This window comes from Parasphingomonas zepuensis, assembly GCF_036663735.1.
Lineage (GTDB): Bacteria > Pseudomonadota > Alphaproteobacteria > Sphingomonadales > Sphingomonadaceae > Sphingomonas.
Genome location: NZ_JAXOJO010000002.1, coordinates 729,550 through 746,916, shown reverse-complemented (window position 1 = coordinate 746,916; position 17,367 = coordinate 729,550). Strand labels below are relative to the sequence as shown.

At 66.8% G+C, this 17,367-nt stretch carries 22 protein-coding genes; 8 read left to right on the top strand and 14 right to left on the bottom strand.

The genetic code is table 11. The features are described from left to right. Positions 1 to 26 precede the first annotated feature (26 nt). Positions 27 to 2,540 (top strand): DAHL domain-containing protein, encoded by a 2,514-nt coding sequence (locus tag U1769_RS09845; RefSeq protein ID WP_332715185.1) that lies wholly within the window; start codon positions 27 to 29, stop codon positions 2,538 to 2,540. A gap of 124 nt (positions 2,541 to 2,664) precedes the next feature. After that, positions 2,665 to 3,066 (top strand): UrcA family protein, encoded by a 402-nt coding sequence (locus U1769_RS09840; RefSeq protein WP_332715183.1) that lies wholly within the window; start codon positions 2,665 to 2,667, stop codon positions 3,064 to 3,066. 158 nt (positions 3,067 to 3,224) lie between these two features. Here U1769_RS09840 and U1769_RS09835 read toward each other — a convergent pair whose 3' ends face one another. The 7 genes from U1769_RS09835 to U1769_RS09805 form a co-directional block, all read right to left on the bottom strand. Then, a complete protein-coding gene (locus U1769_RS09835) occupies positions 3,225 to 3,767 on the bottom strand; it encodes a DUF5681 domain-containing protein (RefSeq protein ID WP_332715181.1) in 543 nt (180 codons plus the stop codon). 171 nt (positions 3,768 to 3,938) lie between these two features. Beyond that, positions 3,939 to 4,367, bottom strand: coding sequence for a hypothetical protein (locus U1769_RS09830; protein ID WP_332715179.1), 429 nt, complete (start codon positions 4,365 to 4,367; stop codon positions 3,939 to 3,941). Between the two features lie 78 nt (positions 4,368 to 4,445). Beyond that, the gene (locus U1769_RS09825) at positions 4,446 to 5,000 is read right to left on the bottom strand and encodes an adenine phosphoribosyltransferase (RefSeq protein WP_332715177.1); all 555 of its coding nucleotides are present in this window, start codon (positions 4,998 to 5,000) and stop codon (positions 4,446 to 4,448) included. Positions 5,001 to 5,004: 4 nt separating this feature from the next. After that, a complete protein-coding gene (locus U1769_RS09820; protein WP_332715175.1) occupies positions 5,005 to 5,853 on the bottom strand; it encodes a cytochrome c1 in 849 nt (282 codons plus the stop codon). Between the two features lie 15 nt (positions 5,854 to 5,868). Next, on the bottom strand, positions 5,869 to 7,158 hold the full coding sequence (locus tag U1769_RS09815) for a cytochrome b (RefSeq protein WP_332715174.1): 1,290 nt from the start codon (positions 7,156 to 7,158) through the stop codon (positions 5,869 to 5,871). Between the two features lie 13 nt (positions 7,159 to 7,171). Further along, positions 7,172 to 7,756, bottom strand: a complete 585-nt coding sequence (gene petA / locus U1769_RS09810) for a ubiquinol-cytochrome c reductase iron-sulfur subunit (protein WP_332715172.1) — start codon at positions 7,754 to 7,756, stop codon at positions 7,172 to 7,174. Further along, a complete protein-coding gene (locus U1769_RS09805; protein ID WP_332715170.1) occupies positions 7,757 to 7,894 on the bottom strand; it encodes a hypothetical protein in 138 nt (45 codons plus the stop codon). Positions 7,895 to 7,940: 46 nt separating this feature from the next. Between U1769_RS09805 and U1769_RS09800 the strand changes: the two genes are divergently transcribed. The 3 genes from U1769_RS09800 to U1769_RS09790 are packed head-to-tail and all read left to right on the top strand — an operon-like array spanning position 7,941 to position 9,804. Continuing rightward, positions 7,941 to 8,390: a tRNA (cytidine(34)-2'-O)-methyltransferase gene (locus U1769_RS09800; RefSeq protein ID WP_332715168.1), complete on the top strand. Its 450-nt coding sequence runs from the start codon at positions 7,941 to 7,943 to the stop codon at positions 8,388 to 8,390. Positions 8,391 to 8,395: 5 nt separating this feature from the next. Next, positions 8,396 to 9,229, top strand: coding sequence for an oxygen-dependent coproporphyrinogen oxidase (gene hemF / locus U1769_RS09795; RefSeq protein ID WP_332715777.1), 834 nt, complete (start codon positions 8,396 to 8,398; stop codon positions 9,227 to 9,229). Further along, positions 9,220 to 9,804 (top strand): GNAT family N-acetyltransferase, encoded by a 585-nt coding sequence (locus U1769_RS09790; RefSeq protein WP_332715166.1) that lies wholly within the window; start codon positions 9,220 to 9,222, stop codon positions 9,802 to 9,804. The genes hemF and U1769_RS09790 overlap by 10 nt, the downstream gene beginning before the upstream one ends. Here the strand turns inward: U1769_RS09790 and U1769_RS09785 are convergent. Beyond that, positions 9,783 to 10,544 carry a hypothetical protein gene (locus U1769_RS09785; RefSeq protein WP_332715164.1) on the bottom strand — a complete coding sequence of 254 codons (762 nt, stop codon included), beginning with the start codon at positions 10,542 to 10,544 and terminating at the stop codon, positions 9,783 to 9,785. The two genes, U1769_RS09790 and U1769_RS09785, sit on opposite strands and share 22 nt — an antisense overlap. Continuing rightward, positions 10,541 to 11,365, bottom strand: coding sequence for a hypothetical protein (locus U1769_RS09780; protein WP_332715162.1), 825 nt, complete (start codon positions 11,363 to 11,365; stop codon positions 10,541 to 10,543). Before U1769_RS09780 ends, U1769_RS09785 begins: the two co-directional genes overlap by 4 nt. 105 nt (positions 11,366 to 11,470) lie before the next feature. On the opposite strand from U1769_RS09780, the gene lipB reads away from it, so the two are divergent. The 3 genes from lipB (at position 11,471) to U1769_RS09765 (ending at position 13,384) form a co-directional block, all read left to right on the top strand. Continuing rightward, positions 11,471 to 12,151: a lipoyl(octanoyl) transferase LipB gene (gene lipB / locus U1769_RS09775; protein WP_332715160.1), complete on the top strand. Its 681-nt coding sequence runs from the start codon at positions 11,471 to 11,473 to the stop codon at positions 12,149 to 12,151. Between the two features lie 90 nt (positions 12,152 to 12,241). Then, positions 12,242 to 12,496 (top strand): hypothetical protein, encoded by a 255-nt coding sequence (locus U1769_RS09770; RefSeq protein WP_332715158.1) that lies wholly within the window; start codon positions 12,242 to 12,244, stop codon positions 12,494 to 12,496. 204 nt (positions 12,497 to 12,700) lie between these two features. Further along, on the top strand, positions 12,701 to 13,384 hold the full coding sequence (locus U1769_RS09765; RefSeq protein WP_332715156.1) for a hypothetical protein: 684 nt from the start codon (positions 12,701 to 12,703) through the stop codon (positions 13,382 to 13,384). A 9-nt stretch (positions 13,385 to 13,393) separates the two neighbouring features. Here U1769_RS09765 and queE read toward each other — a convergent pair whose 3' ends face one another. From queE to argF, 5 genes are all read right to left on the bottom strand, one after another. After that, positions 13,394 to 14,026 (bottom strand): 7-carboxy-7-deazaguanine synthase, encoded by a 633-nt coding sequence (gene queE / locus U1769_RS09760; protein WP_332715155.1) that lies wholly within the window; start codon positions 14,024 to 14,026, stop codon positions 13,394 to 13,396. A 10-nt stretch (positions 14,027 to 14,036) separates the two neighbouring features. Continuing rightward, on the bottom strand, positions 14,037 to 14,726 hold the full coding sequence (gene queC / locus U1769_RS09755; protein ID WP_332715153.1) for a 7-cyano-7-deazaguanine synthase QueC: 690 nt from the start codon (positions 14,724 to 14,726) through the stop codon (positions 14,037 to 14,039). Positions 14,727 to 14,894: 168 nt separating this feature from the next. Continuing rightward, entirely contained in the window at positions 14,895 to 15,329 is a 435-nt protein-coding gene (locus tag U1769_RS09750; RefSeq protein ID WP_332715151.1) for a DUF3617 domain-containing protein, read from the bottom strand. A gap of 92 nt (positions 15,330 to 15,421) precedes the next feature. Beyond that, positions 15,422 to 16,336 carry an Hsp33 family molecular chaperone HslO gene (gene hslO / locus U1769_RS09745; RefSeq protein WP_332715149.1) on the bottom strand — a complete coding sequence of 305 codons (915 nt, stop codon included), beginning with the start codon at positions 16,334 to 16,336 and terminating at the stop codon, positions 15,422 to 15,424. Between the two features lie 106 nt (positions 16,337 to 16,442). Further along, positions 16,443 to 17,360 carry an ornithine carbamoyltransferase gene (argF, locus tag U1769_RS09740; RefSeq protein WP_332715775.1) on the bottom strand — a complete coding sequence of 306 codons (918 nt, stop codon included), beginning with the start codon at positions 17,358 to 17,360 and terminating at the stop codon, positions 16,443 to 16,445. Positions 17,361 to 17,367 lie beyond the last annotated feature (7 nt).

Sequence of the window (17,367 nt, the reverse complement as noted above, 5' to 3'; positions counted from 1 at the left end):
CCGATCGCTACGGTGATTGTGTGCTCGTGCGCCTGTCCGATTGCGCGATCGCGGTCGGCCTGATCGTCCTGCTCACCTGGCTGCTGGTCAGGGGCCTGCAACCGCCCGATCCGCAGACCGAGGGGGCGCGGCGGGCGCTCGATCGCTATGCGTCGGCGCAAGGCGCGCTGCACCGCGATGTCCTGCGCGCCCGCGCCGGCATCCTGCGCAGCTATGCCCCGCTCGCCAGCCATATCACCGAGATGCGCCGCGAGCTCGCGGTGGTGCAGCTCAATCTGGAGGACGCGGCGGCAGCGCGCCTGCTGGCGCCGATTGCTGCCGATGCCGCAACGGAAGCGGCGCTCACCGAACGCTTCACGAAGAGCAATGCACTGCTGCGCAACTCGCTGGCCGATTTCGCCTTGTTCAGCGATCGGCTCGGCCGTCGCCCGGCTGACGGTGCTTCGATGCGCGCCCTCGAAGGGCTTTCCGGCGAAGTCCTCCACCTCACCCTGGATACGTCCCAGGGCACGATCGCCGAGGTCGATGCGATGATCGCCAAGGTGCGGTCGTCGTGCCGCCAGGCCGGCTGTCCCGCGGATGCGGAGATGCTGATCGCCCATGCGTGCCTGCTGCATGATCTCATCCCGCGCGTGGACCGCACCGTCGCCGGGCTCGTCGGCACCGATCGCGGCGCGGCGATCGAGCGGCTGCGCACGCATCTCGATGAACGGGAGCGCTCGGTCGAGACGGCGTCGGTCCAGTTTCGCCTCCTGCTCTACGGGATCTCGCTCGTCCTCCTGTACCTGCTGCTGAAGCGGGAGCGGCAATTGCGCCTGCGCGCGGCCGAGCTCAGGCGCCAGGTGGCGCTCGAACATGCCGTCGTCTCGCTCTCCACCGCCCTGATCGGCGGCGGCGACGATCTCGTCGATCGGGTGCGGACGGGCCTGGCCGAAGTCGCCGGCGCGCTGGGCGCGACGCGCGGCTATTTCCACCGCGACAACGCACAGACCCTATGGGCATCGCCGGGCGGTGAGGCCGCGCAAGGCAATATCGCGGCAGCCGTCGCACTGGCGCAAGGGCGCGATCCCGACAGCGCCGGCATCACCCTGCTCCGCCTCGACGACCGGGCGACGACACTGCGCGAGGCCGGCCTGCTGCAGGTGCTCGGCGCCGAAAAATGGATCTGCGTCCGCGGCGTCGGCGAAAATGCGACCGGGGACTTCCTTGCCTTCGACGTCGCCGTGCGCCGCAACCGGCGCCCCGCCGGCCAGATGACCGTGCTGCGGACGGCCTTCGACGCGATCTGCCTCGCGCTCGATCACGATGCGGCTGAACGGGAGCGCAGCCGGCTCGCCGAACAGCTCGTCTGGGCGCGCCGGATGGAAACGATCGGCGCCTTCACCAGCGGCATCGCGCACAATTTCAACAATCTCATCGGCGCGATCGGCGGCCATGCGGAGATGGTCCAGGTCCGGCTGCAGGACGACAGCGCGACGATGCAGCATGTCGATCAGATCCAGCTGGCCGCCCAGCGCGGCCGCGATCTCGTCCAGGGCCTGCTCGATTACGGCCGGCGCCGCGATTATTGCAAGGATCTGGTCGATCTCGGCGCGCTGGCCCGCGAAACCGGCAATCTTGCCGAGGCGGCGCTCGCCCCGCGCCATGCGATCGTCGTTGCGCCTGCCGTGGACGATACGCTGGTGCTGACCGATCCCGCGCAGTTGCAGCAGGTGCTCCTTAACCTGTGCACCAATGCCGCCCAGGCGATGGGGGACGGCGGCACGGTGCGCATGGAAACCAGCATCCGGGTTTTGACCGAGCCGCTGCAGCATCCGCACGGCCCGGTCCCCGCCGGGCGCTACGCCACGGTGACCATTGCCGACAGCGGGGTCGGCATCGAGCGCGATCGCCTGCACCGGCTGTTCGAGCCGTTCTACACGACCAAGCCTTATGGCAACGGGCTCGGCCTCTCCACCGCGCGCGAGATCGTGCGCGAGCTTGGTGGCGTCATCACCATCGGCAGCCGGCCGGGCGTCGGCACCACCGCCCGGATCTGGCTCCCGCTGCATGACCGGGACGCGGCAGCGCCGCCCGGCGCGGCGCGGCTTCCGCTGCGCGCGCGCGGCAATGGCGAAGTCGTGCTCACCATGTTCCCGGAACTGCGCATGCGCCTCGCCGGCGAGGATCTGCTCGCTGCGCTCGGCTATGAGCCAGTCGGGGTAGAATCCCCCGCGCGGCTCCTGGAGGCACTCGAACGGCAGCCGGATGGGTTCGACGCAGTGCTGATCTGCGCGATGGACGATCATGAAGCGATCTGGTCCCTGCTGGCCGCGATCAAGCGGCGTTGCCCAGCCCTGCCCCGGATCCTGGCGATCGGCGCGTCGTGCCGGCCGCCCGCCGCGCGGCTGGCCGAGGCCGGAATCAGCGCGGTCATCCCCTGCCCGCCGGGCCCCGCCGAGCTGGCCGCAGCCCTGCGCCGCAGCCTCGACGCCCCCGCTCCGGCCCATCGCGACGCGCGCCCCAGCGCCCAGCCGGGCCACATTACATATGTCATCTGATAGGCGGCACGCGCAATCGCGGCGCAACCGCCATGTCCGAAAGGGGAGACAGCCGAAATGGCTTTTCTCTGGAAGGACTATCAAGATGCTACGCTCGATCCATCCCGTCTCCACGGCCCTGTATATGACCGTGCTGCCGCTGCTTCTGGCAGCCGTGGTTGCCACCCCCGCTCATGCCAGTGATGAGGAGAACCGATCCGTCGCAGTCAGGACCGCCGACCTCGATCTGAATTCGGTCGAGGGCCGCAAGCGGCTCGACCGCCGCATCCACCGTGCGGCCCGGTCGGTCTGCGGCCCGGATATCGGGGTCAGCCGGATTTCGTCCAATCGCTGCGTCCGCCGGGCCGAGACCGCTGCCTGGCAGAACATGGCGTCCCGCGGCTTCTTCGCCCGGACTCGGCCTGCCGAAACGCGGATTGCTGAAACGCGGACTGACGGACCTCGGGCCGAATCGCGTCCGCTCGCGGCCCTGAACGCGGACTCCACCACCCGCAGCCAGGTGCTCGGTCAACTGAACCGCCGCTGACGTCGCGCCGGCTCGATCCGCCCGCCGGAGTGCCACCAGCGACGCAGGCTGAGCATCGGCCGGGGCCGGCCGGGGGCAATCCGCCGGGATCGGACATCGCTTCGATCCCGGCGGGGCCGGCCTCGATCTTCTGGCCCCACAAGCATGGCGACCGGAGATCACTCCTCCGCGTCCCCTCGCCCCGCCAGATTCCGGAACACCACCGTCCCGGACCGCGAATCGAACACCACATCATCAGTATAGGAAGCTCGCTCCGCCGGCGCTCCGTCGCCGAGCCAGTCAAGGTCGGGGTCGGCCCGCTCGACCACGTTGAACAGCGCGATCTGGTTGCGCTTCTGCTCCGCCTCGGCTGTCTGCACCAACCGCGTCCAGCGATGCTGGGCCGCCGGATTTCCCTGCATCGCCGCCTCGGCCATCGACCGGAAGATCGCCTGGTTCACCGGCATCCTGATTTCAGCCGCGCCGTCGCGCAGCGTCACCAGCCGATACGCCTCTTCAAGGATCATCGCGCGGGTCGGTTCGTCCGCGCCGGGCAGGCGGTCGCCCGGCGCCCCGGTCGCGACTCGCCGCGGCCGCCCCGCGGGATTGCCCGAAAAGCCCTTGCGAAACCGGTGAGCCGCTGGCGGCTTGCCATAGCCGACCTCCACACCTGCCCCCGCCCCCGTCTCGTCCCGCGTCGATTCAATCGTCTGCTTGGTCATGTCACTACTCCGGCCATGGTTGCTGCCATTGCCTTCAGACCCGATTGCGCCCCTCCGTTGAATCGATGCGCCGCCGCGCCGGGCGCGATTCCCTGTCTACCGCCCGAAAATTCCCTGTTCCGCAATAACAGGGAATTGTGCGGTAATATATTGATTATCAATGGCAAATTATCAGAAGAACGATCCCGACCACCGAAAAAACAGATGATTTTCCCTGTTATCGCGCCGGAACAGGGAATTGTTGCCGGTACGCCCTCCGCCACACCGCCCGATGGCTATGCACCGGCCTTCGCGGCGCAGGCCCGCAAGCTCTGCGGTCATGGGCTGTCGCTCGAAGAGGTCGCCGATATCCTCGATGTGCCCGAATCGGCCATCGCCGCATGGCGGCGCGATCACCGCGATTTCGCCCGAGCCATTGCCGAGGGCCTGAAGCAGGCCGGCGCACGGATCGAGCGGTCGCTCTTTCAGCGCGCCGTCGGATATGATTATCGGGTCGAACGGGTCTTCATGCCCGCCCGGGCGGCGATCCCGATCCGCGTCGCGGTCAGGCACCACCAGCCGGCCGATGTTCGGGCCGCGCTTGCCTGGCTGCGCGTCCACCGGCCGGAAACCTGGGGCACCGAACGCCAGCGTCGCGCCGCCGCCAGGGCGGGGCGGGAGCGCCCCGCCCCATCAGTGTCAATGTCCGTCGAACGCCACCAGCGAAAGGACCTCGATCCCCTCCTCGCGCAGCGCCACGGCGCCGCCCAGCTCGGGCAGGTCGACCACGAACTGCGCCTGCGTCACCATCGCGCCGGCCTTGCGGAGCAGCCGCACGGCAGCCCGAGCCGTGCCGCCGGTCGCGATCAGATCGTCGACCAGCAGGACCGTCGCGCCCGGCGCCAGCGCATCGGCATGCATCGCGATGCGGTCGGTGCCATATTCAAGCGCGTAATCTTCGGCGATCGTCGCGCCCGGCAGCTTGCCGTCCTTGCGGATCAGCAACACGCCAGCGTTCAGCGGTACCGCCAGCGCCGCCGCGAACAGGAAACCACGGGCCTCGATCCCGGCGACGAGATCGACCTTGCCGTCCACCGCACCGGCCATCCGCTCGATGCACTGGGCGAAGCCCCGGGCATCGAGCAGCAGGGTCGTGATGTCGCGGAACATGATCCCCGGCTTCGGAAAGTCGGGGATCGTCCGGATCAGCGCCCGCAGGTCGTCATTGCGACGACCTTCGGTGGCGCCGGCCACCGTCTCAGTGCTTAACGTCGCGCCAAACATTCTGATACGCTCCCCAGGCAAGGAAGCAGAAGATCAGCAGGAAGATCACCGCGGCGAATCCGGCATTGTGACGCGCCGTCAGATTCGGTTCGGCAGTCCAGACGAGAAACGCACTGACGTCCTTCGCCATCTGGTCGACCGTCGGCTTGGTCCCGTCGAGATAGGACACCTGGCCTTCGCTGGTCAGCGGCGGCGGCATCGCGATGTTCATCGTCGCGAAATAGGGGTTCGCATGGAGGCCCGCGGGCGTCTTCACGTCCGGGAACTCCTTGAGCATCTCGGCCGATTGCGCCTCGTAGCCGGTCAGCAGCGAATAGACATAGGCAGCGCCGTCATGCCGCGCCTTGGTCATCAGCGACAGGTCTGGCGGGTTGGCGTTGCCGTTCGCCGCGCGTGCCGCGATCTCGTTCGCGAAGGGCGACGGGAAACGGTCCGACGGGATGTTCTTGCGGGTCGCGGGCTCGCCGGTGTCCGGGTTGATCGACGGCTGCTCGATCGCCCACTGGTTGGCGATCGCCTTCACCTCGGCCTCGTTATAGCCGATCTGCTGGAGATCGCGGAACGACACCAGGCGGAGCGAATGGCAGGCCGCGCACACTTCCTTGAACACCTGGAAGCCGCGCTGCAGCTGACGGGTATCCTTGTAGGTGCCGAAGAAACCGTTGGAGCCGATCTCGAGCTCCTTCGGGTGCTTGTGGAAGTGGCTCGTTTCGATCGAGGCCGGGGCCGGTTCGGTGATCTGGCCGTGAATCGTCCAGATGAGAGCCCAGCCGAGGACGGCGACGAACGCCGCCCCGACCAGCATTGCAAGATTGCGGACCATGTTAGCTATTGCCCCTTATTCGGCCGCGAGCGCGGTCTGCGCCGGTGAGGTGCCACCATGCTTCGCCAGCACCGCCTCGGTGATCGAGTTGGGCAGCGGCCGGGGACGCTCGGCCCGCGAGATGATTGGCAGGATGATCAGGAAGTGTGCGAAATAATAGGCTGCGCAGACCTGGCTGAGCACGACGTAGAGCGGGGTCGCCGCCGAGCCGCCGCACCAGCCCAGGATCAGGACGTCGGCCATCAGGATCCAGAAGAAGGTCCGGTAGACCGGCCGGAAATTGGCCGAGCGCACCGGCGAGCTGTCCAGCCATGGCAGGAAGAACAGCAGCAGGATCGAGCCGAACATCGCCAGCACGCCCCACAGCTTCGCCGGCAGGATGAAGTCCGAGGTGAAGGCGCGCAGGATCGCGTAGAACGGCCAGAAATACCATTCGGGCACGATATGCGCCGGGGTCGAGAGCGAGTTGGCCGGGATGTAGTTGTCCGGATGGCCGAGATAGTTCGGCGCGAAGAACAGCAGCACCGCGAACAGCAGCAGGAACACGCCGAGCCCGACGCCGTCCTTGGCGGTGTAGTAGGGATGGAACGGCACCGTATCCTGCTCGCCCTTCACTTCGACGCCGGTCGGGTTGTTCGAACCCGGAATGTGCAGCGCCCAGATGTGCAGGATGATGACCGCCGCGATCACGAACGGCAGCAGGTAATGGAGCGAGAAGAAGCGGTTGAGCGCTGCCTGGTCCGGCGCATAGCCGCCAAGCAGCCAGATGCGGATCGATTCGCCCACCACCGGGATCGCCGAGAAAAAGCCGGTGATCACCTGCGCACCCCAGAAGCTCATCTGACCCCAGGGAAGGACATAGCCCATGAACGCGGTCGCCATCATCAGCAGGAAGATGACGACGCCGAGCAGCCAGACCATCTCTCGCGGCGCCTTGTAGGAACCGTAGAAGAGGCCGCGGAAGATATGGATATAGACGACGATGAAGAACATCGAGGCGCCGTTCGCGTGCGCATAGCGCAGGAACCAGCCGCCGTTCACGTCGCGCATGATGTGCTCGACCGAATCGAACGCGCCACCGGAGGTCGCGCCATAATGCATGGCGAGCACGATGCCGGTGATGATCTGGATGCCGAGCGCGGCGCCGGCGAGCACGCCGAAGTTCCAGAAATAGTTGAGGTTGCGCGGCACCGGATAGCCGGCGCCGACCGCATTATAGACGAGGCGCGGAACGGGCAGCCGATCGTCGACCCACTTCATCAGCGGGTTGGAGGGTGCGTATTGCTTGGCCCAGGGAAAGCTCATGACGTTTGGGTCCTCAACCGACGGTGACCGTCGTGTCCGACGAGAAAGTGTAATCGGGCACGAAGAGGTTCTTCGGTGCCGGGCCGCTGCGGATGCGCGCCGCCGTGTCGTAGGCCGAGCCGTGGCACGGGCAGAAATAGCCGCCGAACGGGCCGCGATTCTCGCCCTCGCCCGCACCCAGCGGCACGCAGCCGAGATGAGTGCACACGCCAAGCGTGATCAGCCAGTTCTTGTGGCCCACCTTGGTGCGCTGATCGAGCGTCTCGGGATCGCGCAGCGAACCGACGCTGACGGCATCGGCCTCGGCGATTTCCTTCGGCGTCAGGTTGCGCACGAACAAAGGCTGCTTGCGGAACGACGTCTTGATCGCCTGGCCGGGCTGGATCTTCGCCAGATCGATCTCGGTGGTCGACTGGGCGAGCACGTCGGCCGACGGGTTCATCTGGTTGATGAGCGGCAATACGACGACTGCACCCCCAACGCCGATCCAGGCCACCGCCGCGATATTGATGAAATCACGACGACGGGGATCATCGACGCCCTCGTGATATGGTGCCGGGTCTTCCCCGAGCGGGACGTCGGTATCAACAATTGCCATTCACTTGCCCTTGCACTTCGTGTCGCGGCGACGTTCGATGAAGCGCGGTGCGATCGATCCGCGCACGCCCACCGATCCTCCGTCCCCACGGAGGCTGGCGGCCTGATAGACGCGGGGGGCACGCTTTGCCAACAGCATTTTAGCCCGGTTGTTTCGGTAGTGTGCATGGGCCTATGCGAACGCCATGCGCATCGCCCTTTACCAGCCCGATATCGCCGGCAATGTCGGCACGATCCTGCGGCTCGCGGCGTGCCTGGGCGTCGGCGTCGACCTGATCGAGCCGATGGGATTCGCCTGGGGCGATCGCGCGCTGGCACGCGCCGGGATGGACTATGCCGGCGCGGTCGTGGTGACTCGCCATGTCGACTGGGCGGCGTTCGAGGCGCAGGCGGCCGGGCGCATCGTGCTGCTGACCACGCGCGGCGGGGTGCGGCTCGACCAGGCAACCTTCCGGGCCGACGATGTGCTGCTGCTCGGCAGCGAAGGCGCGGGCGTGCCGCCTACGGTGCACGACCGTGCCGATCTGGCGGTGCGAATCCCGCTCGTGCCTGCCATGCGCTCCTTGAATGTCGCGGTCGCGGCGGGCATCGCGCTCGGCGAGGCGCTGCGGCAGACCGGAGGATTTCCCGAGTGATCGATATGGACGACCAACAAATCACGGCCCGCGCCTGGTTCGAGCAACTGCGCGACCTGATCTGCGCCGAATTCGAAGCGATCGAGCGCGAAGCCGGATCGGACGCCCGATTCGACTATCTCGCCTGGGATCGCACCGATCCGTCCGGTGCGCCTGGCGGCGGCGGAGTACGCGGCGTGATGAAGGGCCGCGTGTTCGAGAAGGTCGGCGTCAACGTCTCCACCGTCGGCGGCACCTTCGAGGGCGAATTCGCCAAGTCGATTCACGGCGCGGCCGAGAATCCACACTTCTTCGCCACCGGCATCAGCCTGGTCGCACACATGGCGAATCCGCACGTACCGGCCGTCCACATGAACACGCGCTTCCTCGTAACCACCAAGCGCTGGTTCGGCGGCGGCGCCGATCTCAACCCGCCGCTGCCGGTGGAAGCGGACACGGAGGATTTCCACGCCACGTTGAAGGCGGCCTGCGACGCGCATGATCCGGCGCATTATCCGCGCTTCAAGCAATGGGCCGACGATTATTTCTACATCCCGCACCGCCAGGTCCATCGCGGCGTCGGCGGTATCTTCTACGATCATCTCGAGGGCGATTTCGCGACCAACTTCGCCTTCAGCCAGGATGTCGGCCGCGCCTTTCTCGATAGCTTCCCGCGAATCGTGCGCCGCCGCATGGCCGATCCCTTCACGGATGCCGATGTCGCGATTCAACGCGCCTGGCGCGGGCGCTATGCCGAATTCAACCTCGTCTATGATCGCGGCACTTTGTTCGGCCTGAAGACCGGGGGTAATATCGACGCGATCCTGATGAGCCTGCCGCCGGTCGCGACATGGGACTGACGCCGGTTCCGCCAGGCGAGGTGGCGACGATCGTCACCACGCTCGAGATGCGCCGCCGCCCGCCGCTGCGGCCGATGCCGGCCTCGCGCCTGCGGCTGGTGGCGTGGCACCAGCCCGAGCCGGAGAAATATCGCGCGCTGTTCCGTCGCATCGGCGCACCGTGGCTGTGGTTCTCCCGACTGGTGATGGATACAGCGACGCTGAGCGCGATCATCCACGATCCGGCGGTGGCGGTCTTCGCGGCAGTCGATCCGGCGGGGGTCGAAGTGGGCATGCTGGAACTCGACTTCCGCCAGCCGGGCGCCTGCGAACTGGCCTATGTCGGCCTCATCCCCGAACTCGCGGGTCAGGGGCATGGCCGCTGGCTGATGGCCGAGGCGATGGCGCGAAGCTGGACCAAATCGGTCGAACGGGTCTGGGTACACACCTGCACGCTCGATCATCCGTCGGCGCTCGGCTTCTACCGGGCCTCGGGTTTCACTCCGATCTCGCGCACCATCGAAACCTTCCCCGATCCGCGGCTGACCGGCATCCTGCCGCCCGAGACCGCGCCTCAGGTCCCCAGGTTCGGCTGAGTCAGCCGGCGGTAGAGCAGCACCTGGACCAGCGCCGCACCAAGTGCACCGACCGTCAGCGCCCCCGCCGCGCCGGCATCCAGGATCGCCGCCACCACCGGATTGGCCAGCGGCGCGCCGTTCAGCGTCCGGCCGAGCACCATGAACGGCAGTGCCAGGACCGGCCCCGCAAAGACGGTGATGCAAGCGGTGCCGGCGAGCATCAGCCCATGTCCCTTGCTCAGCGCCCAGCTGTGGCGGAAGGCACCGGCGACCGAGATCGGGCGCTCTGCGGCCAGCGCCGGGAGCACCAGCAGCAGGCGCCCGCCAACGTACAGCGCCGGCAGGATCAGCAGCGGCACCAGCTGCAGCGAGATTCCCACCGGCAGCGAAACGAGCAGGAAAGCGAGCAGGAAGCGCGGCAAGCGCCGCAGCGCAGTGCCAAGCGCACCCTTCACGTCCGGGCGTTCCGGGGAGAGATACAGCAGGATGATCGCTGCGGTGCCCAGTACCACCAGCACCGCCGCGGCAAGCAGACCGACGCCATAGCTCATCGACCAGCTGCGGCTTGCCGTCATATAGGCCTGCAATGCCGCCTCGTCGGCGTTGAGGCCGGGGAACTCCGGCTGGGGCTGCATCAGCAGCAGCGAGGCGAATTGCGGCAGGAACAGCAGCAGCCCGGCGATGCCGAGCAGCGGCACCCGGTCGCGCTTCCATAGCAGCCACGCGCTCTTCATGACGCTTGCGATGTCCAGGGTCATAGCGACTCGACGATCGCCTCGCGCGCGTCGCGAACGGCCAGATAGAGCTTGGCGGTGAAGGCCGAGGCGAGGACGTTGAACACGGTCACGACCAGCGCGACCAGCGTGGCGGCGATCGCACTGCCGATTGTCACGAGCCCCTCCCCGCCCGCGATCAGCCCGAGGATCGATCCGAACACCAGCTTGGCTGCCAGGAACGAGACGCCGGCTACGATCGCGTAGAGGATGATCACGCCGAGGATCTTCAGCCCGACCGGCCGGGTCAACCGGAACGAGCGCGCGAGCGCGCTGATCCAGCGCCGCTCGACCACCACGACCGGCGTGACCAGCACCAGCCGCGCCACGAGCCAGAGCAGCAGGACCAGGCAGAAGAGGCAGTACAACAGCAGGAAGCCCCCCACGCCGGGCGGAATGTCGGGATTACCGCCGTTCATCGCTGCCGCGAAGTCGAACCCGGCCACGCCGAGCGCGACCGGCAGCGGCAGCATCAGTACCAGCAGGCCGGCCAGCAGAACCAGCAGCACGACGATCAGCGGCACGAATCGCTGGCTGGCCACGGCCGTCGCCCCGCGCCTGCCCGCGCCCGGATCGAGCGCGAGCGCGACGATCGCCAGCTGGCCCCAGAGCGACACGAGCGACAGGGCAAGCGAGGCAAACTGGACGGTCGATGCGGTCCCGTCGTCCCGGGCGGTCAACGGCTCGATAGTCCCGGAGATCGCGGCGGGCAGCAGGATCGCAAAACCGGCAATCGTCGCGACTGCGGGACGATTGTCGCTCAAGAAGTCGGTGGTGCGATCCCACACAATTCCCATGCTAACCATGCGCGTTCATCCTCCCGTCGCGCTGCAGCGCGGCCGCCCTGTTAGACAGCTTTTCACGGCACGCCAATGCTTGCGCACGCCGCCATAGTGGCGCATCGGGACCGCGTGAGTGGCCTCCCCGACGAGATCGAGTGGCGCGTAGAACCGGCGCCCGTGCCTTATGCCGAGGCGATCGCGACGATGGAGGCGCGCGCTTCGGCCGTGGCCGCCGGCGACGCCCGTGAGCTGGTCTGGCTGCTCGAGCATCCGCCCGTCTATACCGGCGGCACCAGCGCCGATCCGGCGGAACTGCTCGATCCACGCTTTCCCGTGGTGCAGACCGGGCGCGGCGGGCGCTACACCTATCACGGACCAGGGCAGCGCATCGGCTATCTCGTGCTCGATCTCGACAAGCGCGGACGCGACGTGCGGCATTTCGTGCACACGCTCGAAGGGTGGCTGATCGCCGCGTTGGCCGAGATCGATATCGCCGCGTTCCGCGCGCCCGGCCGCATCGGCATCTGGACCAATGTCCCGATCGCCGGCGGGGGCATTGCGGAGGCCAAGATCGGCGCGATCGGCGTGCGGGTGCGGCGCTGGATCACGCTGCACGGCTTCTCGGTCAACCTCGCACCCGACCTGTCGCACTTCGGCGGAATCGTACCATGCGGCCTCGCCGACTATGCGGTGACGAGCGCCAAAGCCCTCGGCCGGGCGGCGGATTTCGCGACGTTCGACGCGGCGCTGGCCTCGTCCTTTCCCGCATTCTTCGCCGCTCTTTCGGGGCCGCGAGAAAACGAGGCTTGAGGGCCACACGATATCAGACTAATGTCCACCTCGGTTTGGGTATTAAGGGTCTCGAAGACCATCCAAATCCACTATCTAGGGAGCTTTCCAATGCGTGCATTCATTTCCAAGGTCGTTACCGGTTCGATGATCGCCGGCGCGGCGCTGATGGTTTCGGCTTGCGGTTCGAAGACCGAGACGACCACCACCAACGACACCACCATCACCGAGCTGGGCAACGACGCCACGATCTCGGACAACATGACCACCGTCGACAGCATGTCGATGGACGGCAACATGATGGCGAACGACACGGCCGTCATCAACGAGACGACGACCACGACGACGACCACGAACGTCCAGTAATCGCCTGCGGGTTTGATTGCTTAGAGGGGCCGTCCGGGAAACCGGGCGGCCCCTTTCGATTCAGGCCCGTTGGACTTGGCGCGATCGATTCAATTGTCCGCGCCAGGCCGCTAGGAACAGGCCAGCGGAGGAAAAGGCTTGGGTTGAGAATCGAAAAGCCGTACCCTGCGCAACTTGAATATTTTAGAGGCTGACGAGGCGTTTATGAAGCTGTTGCATATCCTTTACGCGTCCACCGTCGCGCTCGGCGCGATCGCCGCCACCCCCGCGTCCGCGCAGTTTTTCCTGGTCGAGCGCAACATGAGTGGCACCGCCGTGCGCGGCCATGAAACCGGGCTTGGACAGACACTGCCCGATGCGACCGAGGCCGAGCTTCGCGCTGCCCTGGTCTGGAACATGCGGGCCGCGCTCAATGTCGCGGCACTGCAGTGCCAGTTCGAGCCGACCCTGCTGACTCAAACCAACTACAACGCGATCCTGCTCAACCACCGGGATGAGCTCAAAAACTCCTACGATACGCTCACCCGCTATTTCGCGCGCACCGCCAAGACGCCGAAAGCCGGTCAGGTCGCGCTCGATCAGTTCGGCACGCGGACCTATTCTGGGTTCACCACCGTCGCCGCTCAATATGGTTTCTGCCAGACCGCAGCCGGCATCGCGCGCGATGCGATCTTCGCGCCGCGTGGTTCCTTCTACAAGATCGCGGAGGACCGCACGCGCGAGCTGCGCAACAGCCTGGTCCCGACCGGCGAGCAGCGCTTCCCGCGCGGCATTCTTTACGCCCGCCAGGGCGGCACGCTTCCGCGCCTGGACGATCAATGCTGGGACAAGAAAGGCCGCTGGAACGATCGGAAGTGCGGCGCCTTCCAGCTCAGCTCGATCAATTAACCCGGGAGGCTAGCGGAGGCCGAGCGTCTTGTGCGCCTGCAGCGTCAGGCGCCATTTCGGGCGGGCCAGGACGAAGTCGATCGCGGCTGCCTGGTTCTCCGCCTGCGCGGCGTCGTCCATAGGCTGCACGAGGAAATGGGTGAACGCCCAGCTTTCGATCGCGGCGACGTCGCTGCCGGGCTGCGGCCATACCAACTTGAGCTCGTCGCCCGAGCGTTGCACGACGACACTGCCCGCCTTCGGGCTGATGCAAACCCAGTCGATCCCGGGATGGGCCGCGATCGTGCCGTTGCTTTCGATCGCGATAACGAAGCCCGCGGCATGAAGCTCCGTGACCAGCGCGTCGTCCACCTGCAGCATCGGCTCGCCGCCGGTGAGCACGACGAAACGCTCGTCCCTGCCCTCGCCCCAATGCGCCGCGACTGCAGCGGCGAGCGCCGCCGCATCGCCGAACTTGCCACCGCCGGCGCCGTCGGTGCCCACGAAATCGGTGTCGCAGAAGCGGCACACCGCGGTCGCACGATCCTGCTCGCGGCCCGACCAAAGGTTGCAGCCGGCAAAGCGCACGAACACCGCGCGCCGTCCGGCATTCACGCCTTCGCCCTGCAGGGTGAGGAACATCTCCTTGACCGCGTAGCTCATCGGCCGCGCCCTACGCGGTTTCGGCGTAGCGGGTGGGATCGGGGATGCCGGCTTCCTCGAAGCCCCGCGCGCGCAGACGGCAGCTGTCGCACAGCCCGCAGTGCAGCCCGTCGCGCGTAGGATCGTAGCAGGACCAGCTGATCCCCGTATCGAGGCCCAGGCGCGCTGCCTCGCGCACGATATCGGCCTTGGTCATATGCTGGAGCGGCGCATGGATCCGGAAGGGCTGGCCCTCGACCCCCGCCTTGGTCGCGATCTCTGCAAGCTTCTCGAACTCTGCGATGAACTCCGGCCGGCAGTCGGGATAGCCCGAATAATCGAGCGCGTTCACCCCAATATACAGGTCGCGCGCGCCCGTCGCCTCGGCCCAGCCGAGCGCCAGGCTGAGGAAGATGGTGTTGCGCGCAGGGACATAAGTGACAGGAATGCCCGGCTCCACGCCCGTCTTCGGCACGGCGATGTCGCTGGTCAGCGCCGAGCCGCCAAAGGCGGACAGGTCGAGCGGCAGGATGATGTGCCGCTCGGCATCGAGCAATTGGGCGACCCGCCGCGCCGCGTCGAGCTCGAGCCGGTGACGCTGGTTATAGTCGATCGACAGCGCAAGCAGCCGGTGCCCGTCCTCCCGCGCTCGCGCCGCTGCCACCATCGAATCCAGGCCGCCCGATATGAGGGCGACCGCAAGGGTCGTTTCGCCTGCCATGATGCGCGAGACCTAGGCGGTGCACCGCACCTTCGCAATCCCACGCCGCGCGGACAAAAAAACGGGCCGCCCGAAAGCGACCCAGTGATGCTCGCAAGAGCCATTAGGGAGAAACCGTGCCAAAGGAGGGACACCCACCCTTGCTACAGCGGCACGGTAAATAATGCCTTAATGCGGCGCCGCGGTCCTGGGTGCGCAGGCGCCGACGCGGCGCGCCTCATAATCCATGTCGAATGGCCCGCCGCCGGCGATCCCCTGAGTCTGCAGGTGCAGCAGGCGCGGCGTCTCGAGCGTGATCGTGGTGCGGCCATGGCCGGCGCCGGGGCAGGTATAATGCACCGTCGCGCCATCCGGCGCATCGGCGATGACGAAGCGCGAGCATTGCGCGCCGGGATGACCGAGCTGCAGCAGCACCGCCGGATCCGTCACGCACAGCGATCTCGCCGCGGCGGTCGCGTCGCCTTCCTTCAGCTGCCACTGCCCGACCTCGATTCGCGTCAGCACCCCGAGCTGCGGCGCGCGCGCGGGCGCTGCGGTGCCAAGGCCGGCCGCCAGGAGCAGGCCGCCAAGGGCGCGCCGCACGATACGCTGCACATTGATCATACTGACCCTCGCTCGCCATGCGTGTCCATCAGGACATGAAGCCAGCGACCCGGCATCGTTTTGCCGCAGTTGCGAACAAGATTCAACAACGTTCAGGACACGTAACGATCAACGACCGGCACGGGGAAGGTGCGTGCGCAAAAGGCGCAGTCGACAACGATCATGCCGTCCTCGCCAGCCATCGAGCGCTGCTCCTCGGGAGCAAACTTTGCGAGGACCGACGCGATATAATCGGGCGAGCACCGGCAGCCACGCACCATCGAGGCCGCGGGCAGCAGGCGCACCTCTTCCTCCTCGTTGAACAGGCGCCATACCAGAGTGTCGAGCGGGATGTTCGCATCGGCCAGCTCGTCGACGCCCATCGTCTGGCCCAATATCGCGACATGCTCCCATTCCGGATGATCGAGCCGCGTGTGGAGCCGCTCCCGACCGTCTTCGCCCTCGGGCAGATGCTGCAGGAACAGGCCGCCGGCAATGTGGCTGCCATCGGCCGCCCGCGCGATGCCGACCCGGACCAGCGTCGGAATCTGCTCCGACTGGATGAAATAATTCTGTGCTGCTTCGGCCAGCGTAGCGCCGTCGAGCGGCACGATGCCCTGGTAGCGTTCCTTGGTCGCTGCCTGATCGAAGGTGATCGCCAGATATCCCTGCCCGAACAGTGCGAACAGCGTCGGATTCTCCGGTCCGGCAGCGAGGCGCTCTGCGTCATACTGAACATAGCCGCGCAGTTCGCCCCCGCGATAATCGCAGACGAGCAGCTTCACCACACCGCCCTCTGTCTGTGCCTGGAGCGTCAGCTGGCCGCCCTTGTCCTTGAGCGTCGATCCGATCAGTGCGGCAAGCGTCAGCGCCTCGGCCAGCAACGCCTCGATCGCCGGAGGGTAAGCGTGCGCGGTAAGGATCTCGTCGAGCACCGGGCCAAGGCGCACGATCCGACCACGCGCATGGCGGGCCGGAATGGTGAAGCCGAGCGCGCGGTCGATGTCGGGAATTTCAAGTCGATCCATGGTCACACCGTTCGGGCTGAGCGTACGAAGCCCAGCTGTTTCCTTCGGTGCGAAGAGAGACGAACGGGATTCTGTTGCTGGAAAGATAGGTGCGCCGAAGCGCCGATCAACCGATCTGGCCGAAGCACCAGCGCAGGATGGACTTTTGGGCGTGGAGCCGGTTCTCCGCCTCCTGCCAGATCAGCGACTGCGGACCGTCGATCACGGAGGAGACGACCTCCTCCTCGCGGTGCGCCGGCAGGCAGTGCAGGAACTTCGCATCCGGCTTGGCCAGCGCCATCAGCGCCTCGGTCACCTGATAGGGCATCATCGCCTGGAGCTTGGTCTCGGCATGAAGTTGCCCCATCGAAATCCAGGTGTCGGTGACGACCACATCGGCCCCCTCGATCGCCTCGCGCGGATCGGCAACCACGCGGGCTCGGCCGCTGGCGCGCGTGATCAGTTCCTCTTCGGGCTGGAAACCCTGGGGACAAGCCGCGACCACATCGAAATGCATGAGCGCCGAGGCCTCGACGAAGGAGGCCAGCACATTGTTGCCGTCGCCCAGCCAGGCGACCTTGAGCCCGGGCAACGCCTTGCCGCTTTCGATGATGGTCAGCAGGTCAGCGACGATCTGGCAGGGATGCGACGCGTCGGTCAGGCCATTGATCACCGGTACGCTGGCGTGCGCCGCCATCTCCTCGACCTTGGCATGATCGTCGGTGCGGATCATGATCGCATCGCAATAGCCGGACAGGACGCGCGCGGTATCCGCCACCGTCTCGCCGCGACCGAGCTGCATCGTCCCGGCATCCATCACGATCGAGCTGCCACCGAGCTGGCGGATCGCCATGTCGAACGACACGCGCGTCCGGGTCGAGTTCTTCTCGAACACCATCGCCAGCGCGTGGCCGGCCAGCGGCGCATCGGCATCCGGCCGGCCATTCAGCCAGCCGGCGCGCGCCGCCTTACGGTCGAGCGCATCGGCGAGGATCGCGGCGATGCCGTCAGCGCCCGCATCCGACAGGTTGAGAAAGTTGCGCAGCGCCACG

Coding starts and splice junctions, on each gene's coding strand:
- U1769_RS09840 (WP_332715183.1), top strand. CDS start 2,665: ATGACCGTGCTGCCGCTGCTTCTGGCAGCCGTGGTTGCCACCCCCGCT.
- U1769_RS09835 (WP_332715181.1), bottom strand. CDS start 3,767: ATGACCAAGCAGACGATTGAATCGACGCGGGACGAGACGGGGGCGGGG.
- U1769_RS09820 (WP_332715175.1), bottom strand. CDS start 5,853: ATGGTCCGCAATCTTGCAATGCTGGTCGGGGCGGCGTTCGTCGCCGTC.
- U1769_RS09815 (WP_332715174.1), bottom strand. CDS start 7,158: ATGAGCTTTCCCTGGGCCAAGCAATACGCACCCTCCAACCCGCTGATG.
- petA (WP_332715172.1), bottom strand. CDS start 7,756: ATGGCAATTGTTGATACCGACGTCCCGCTCGGGGAAGACCCGGCACCA.
- U1769_RS09805 (WP_332715170.1), bottom strand. CDS start 7,894: ATGCTGTTGGCAAAGCGTGCCCCCCGCGTCTATCAGGCCGCCAGCCTC.
- U1769_RS09800 (WP_332715168.1), top strand. CDS start 7,941: ATGCGCATCGCCCTTTACCAGCCCGATATCGCCGGCAATGTCGGCACG.
- hemF (WP_332715777.1), top strand. CDS start 8,396: ATGGACGACCAACAAATCACGGCCCGCGCCTGGTTCGAGCAACTGCGC.
- U1769_RS09790 (WP_332715166.1), top strand. CDS start 9,220: ATGGGACTGACGCCGGTTCCGCCAGGCGAGGTGGCGACGATCGTCACC.
- U1769_RS09785 (WP_332715164.1), bottom strand. CDS start 10,544: ATGACCCTGGACATCGCAAGCGTCATGAAGAGCGCGTGGCTGCTATGG.
- U1769_RS09780 (WP_332715162.1), bottom strand. CDS start 11,365: ATGGTTAGCATGGGAATTGTGTGGGATCGCACCACCGACTTCTTGAGC.
- U1769_RS09770 (WP_332715158.1), top strand. CDS start 12,242: ATGCGTGCATTCATTTCCAAGGTCGTTACCGGTTCGATGATCGCCGGC.
- U1769_RS09765 (WP_332715156.1), top strand. CDS start 12,701: ATGAAGCTGTTGCATATCCTTTACGCGTCCACCGTCGCGCTCGGCGCG.
- queE (WP_332715155.1), bottom strand. CDS start 14,026: ATGAGCTACGCGGTCAAGGAGATGTTCCTCACCCTGCAGGGCGAAGGC.
- queC (WP_332715153.1), bottom strand. CDS start 14,726: ATGGCAGGCGAAACGACCCTTGCGGTCGCCCTCATATCGGGCGGCCTG.
- U1769_RS09750 (WP_332715151.1), bottom strand. CDS start 15,329: ATGATCAATGTGCAGCGTATCGTGCGGCGCGCCCTTGGCGGCCTGCTC.
- hslO (WP_332715149.1), bottom strand. CDS start 16,336: ATGGATCGACTTGAAATTCCCGACATCGACCGCGCGCTCGGCTTCACC.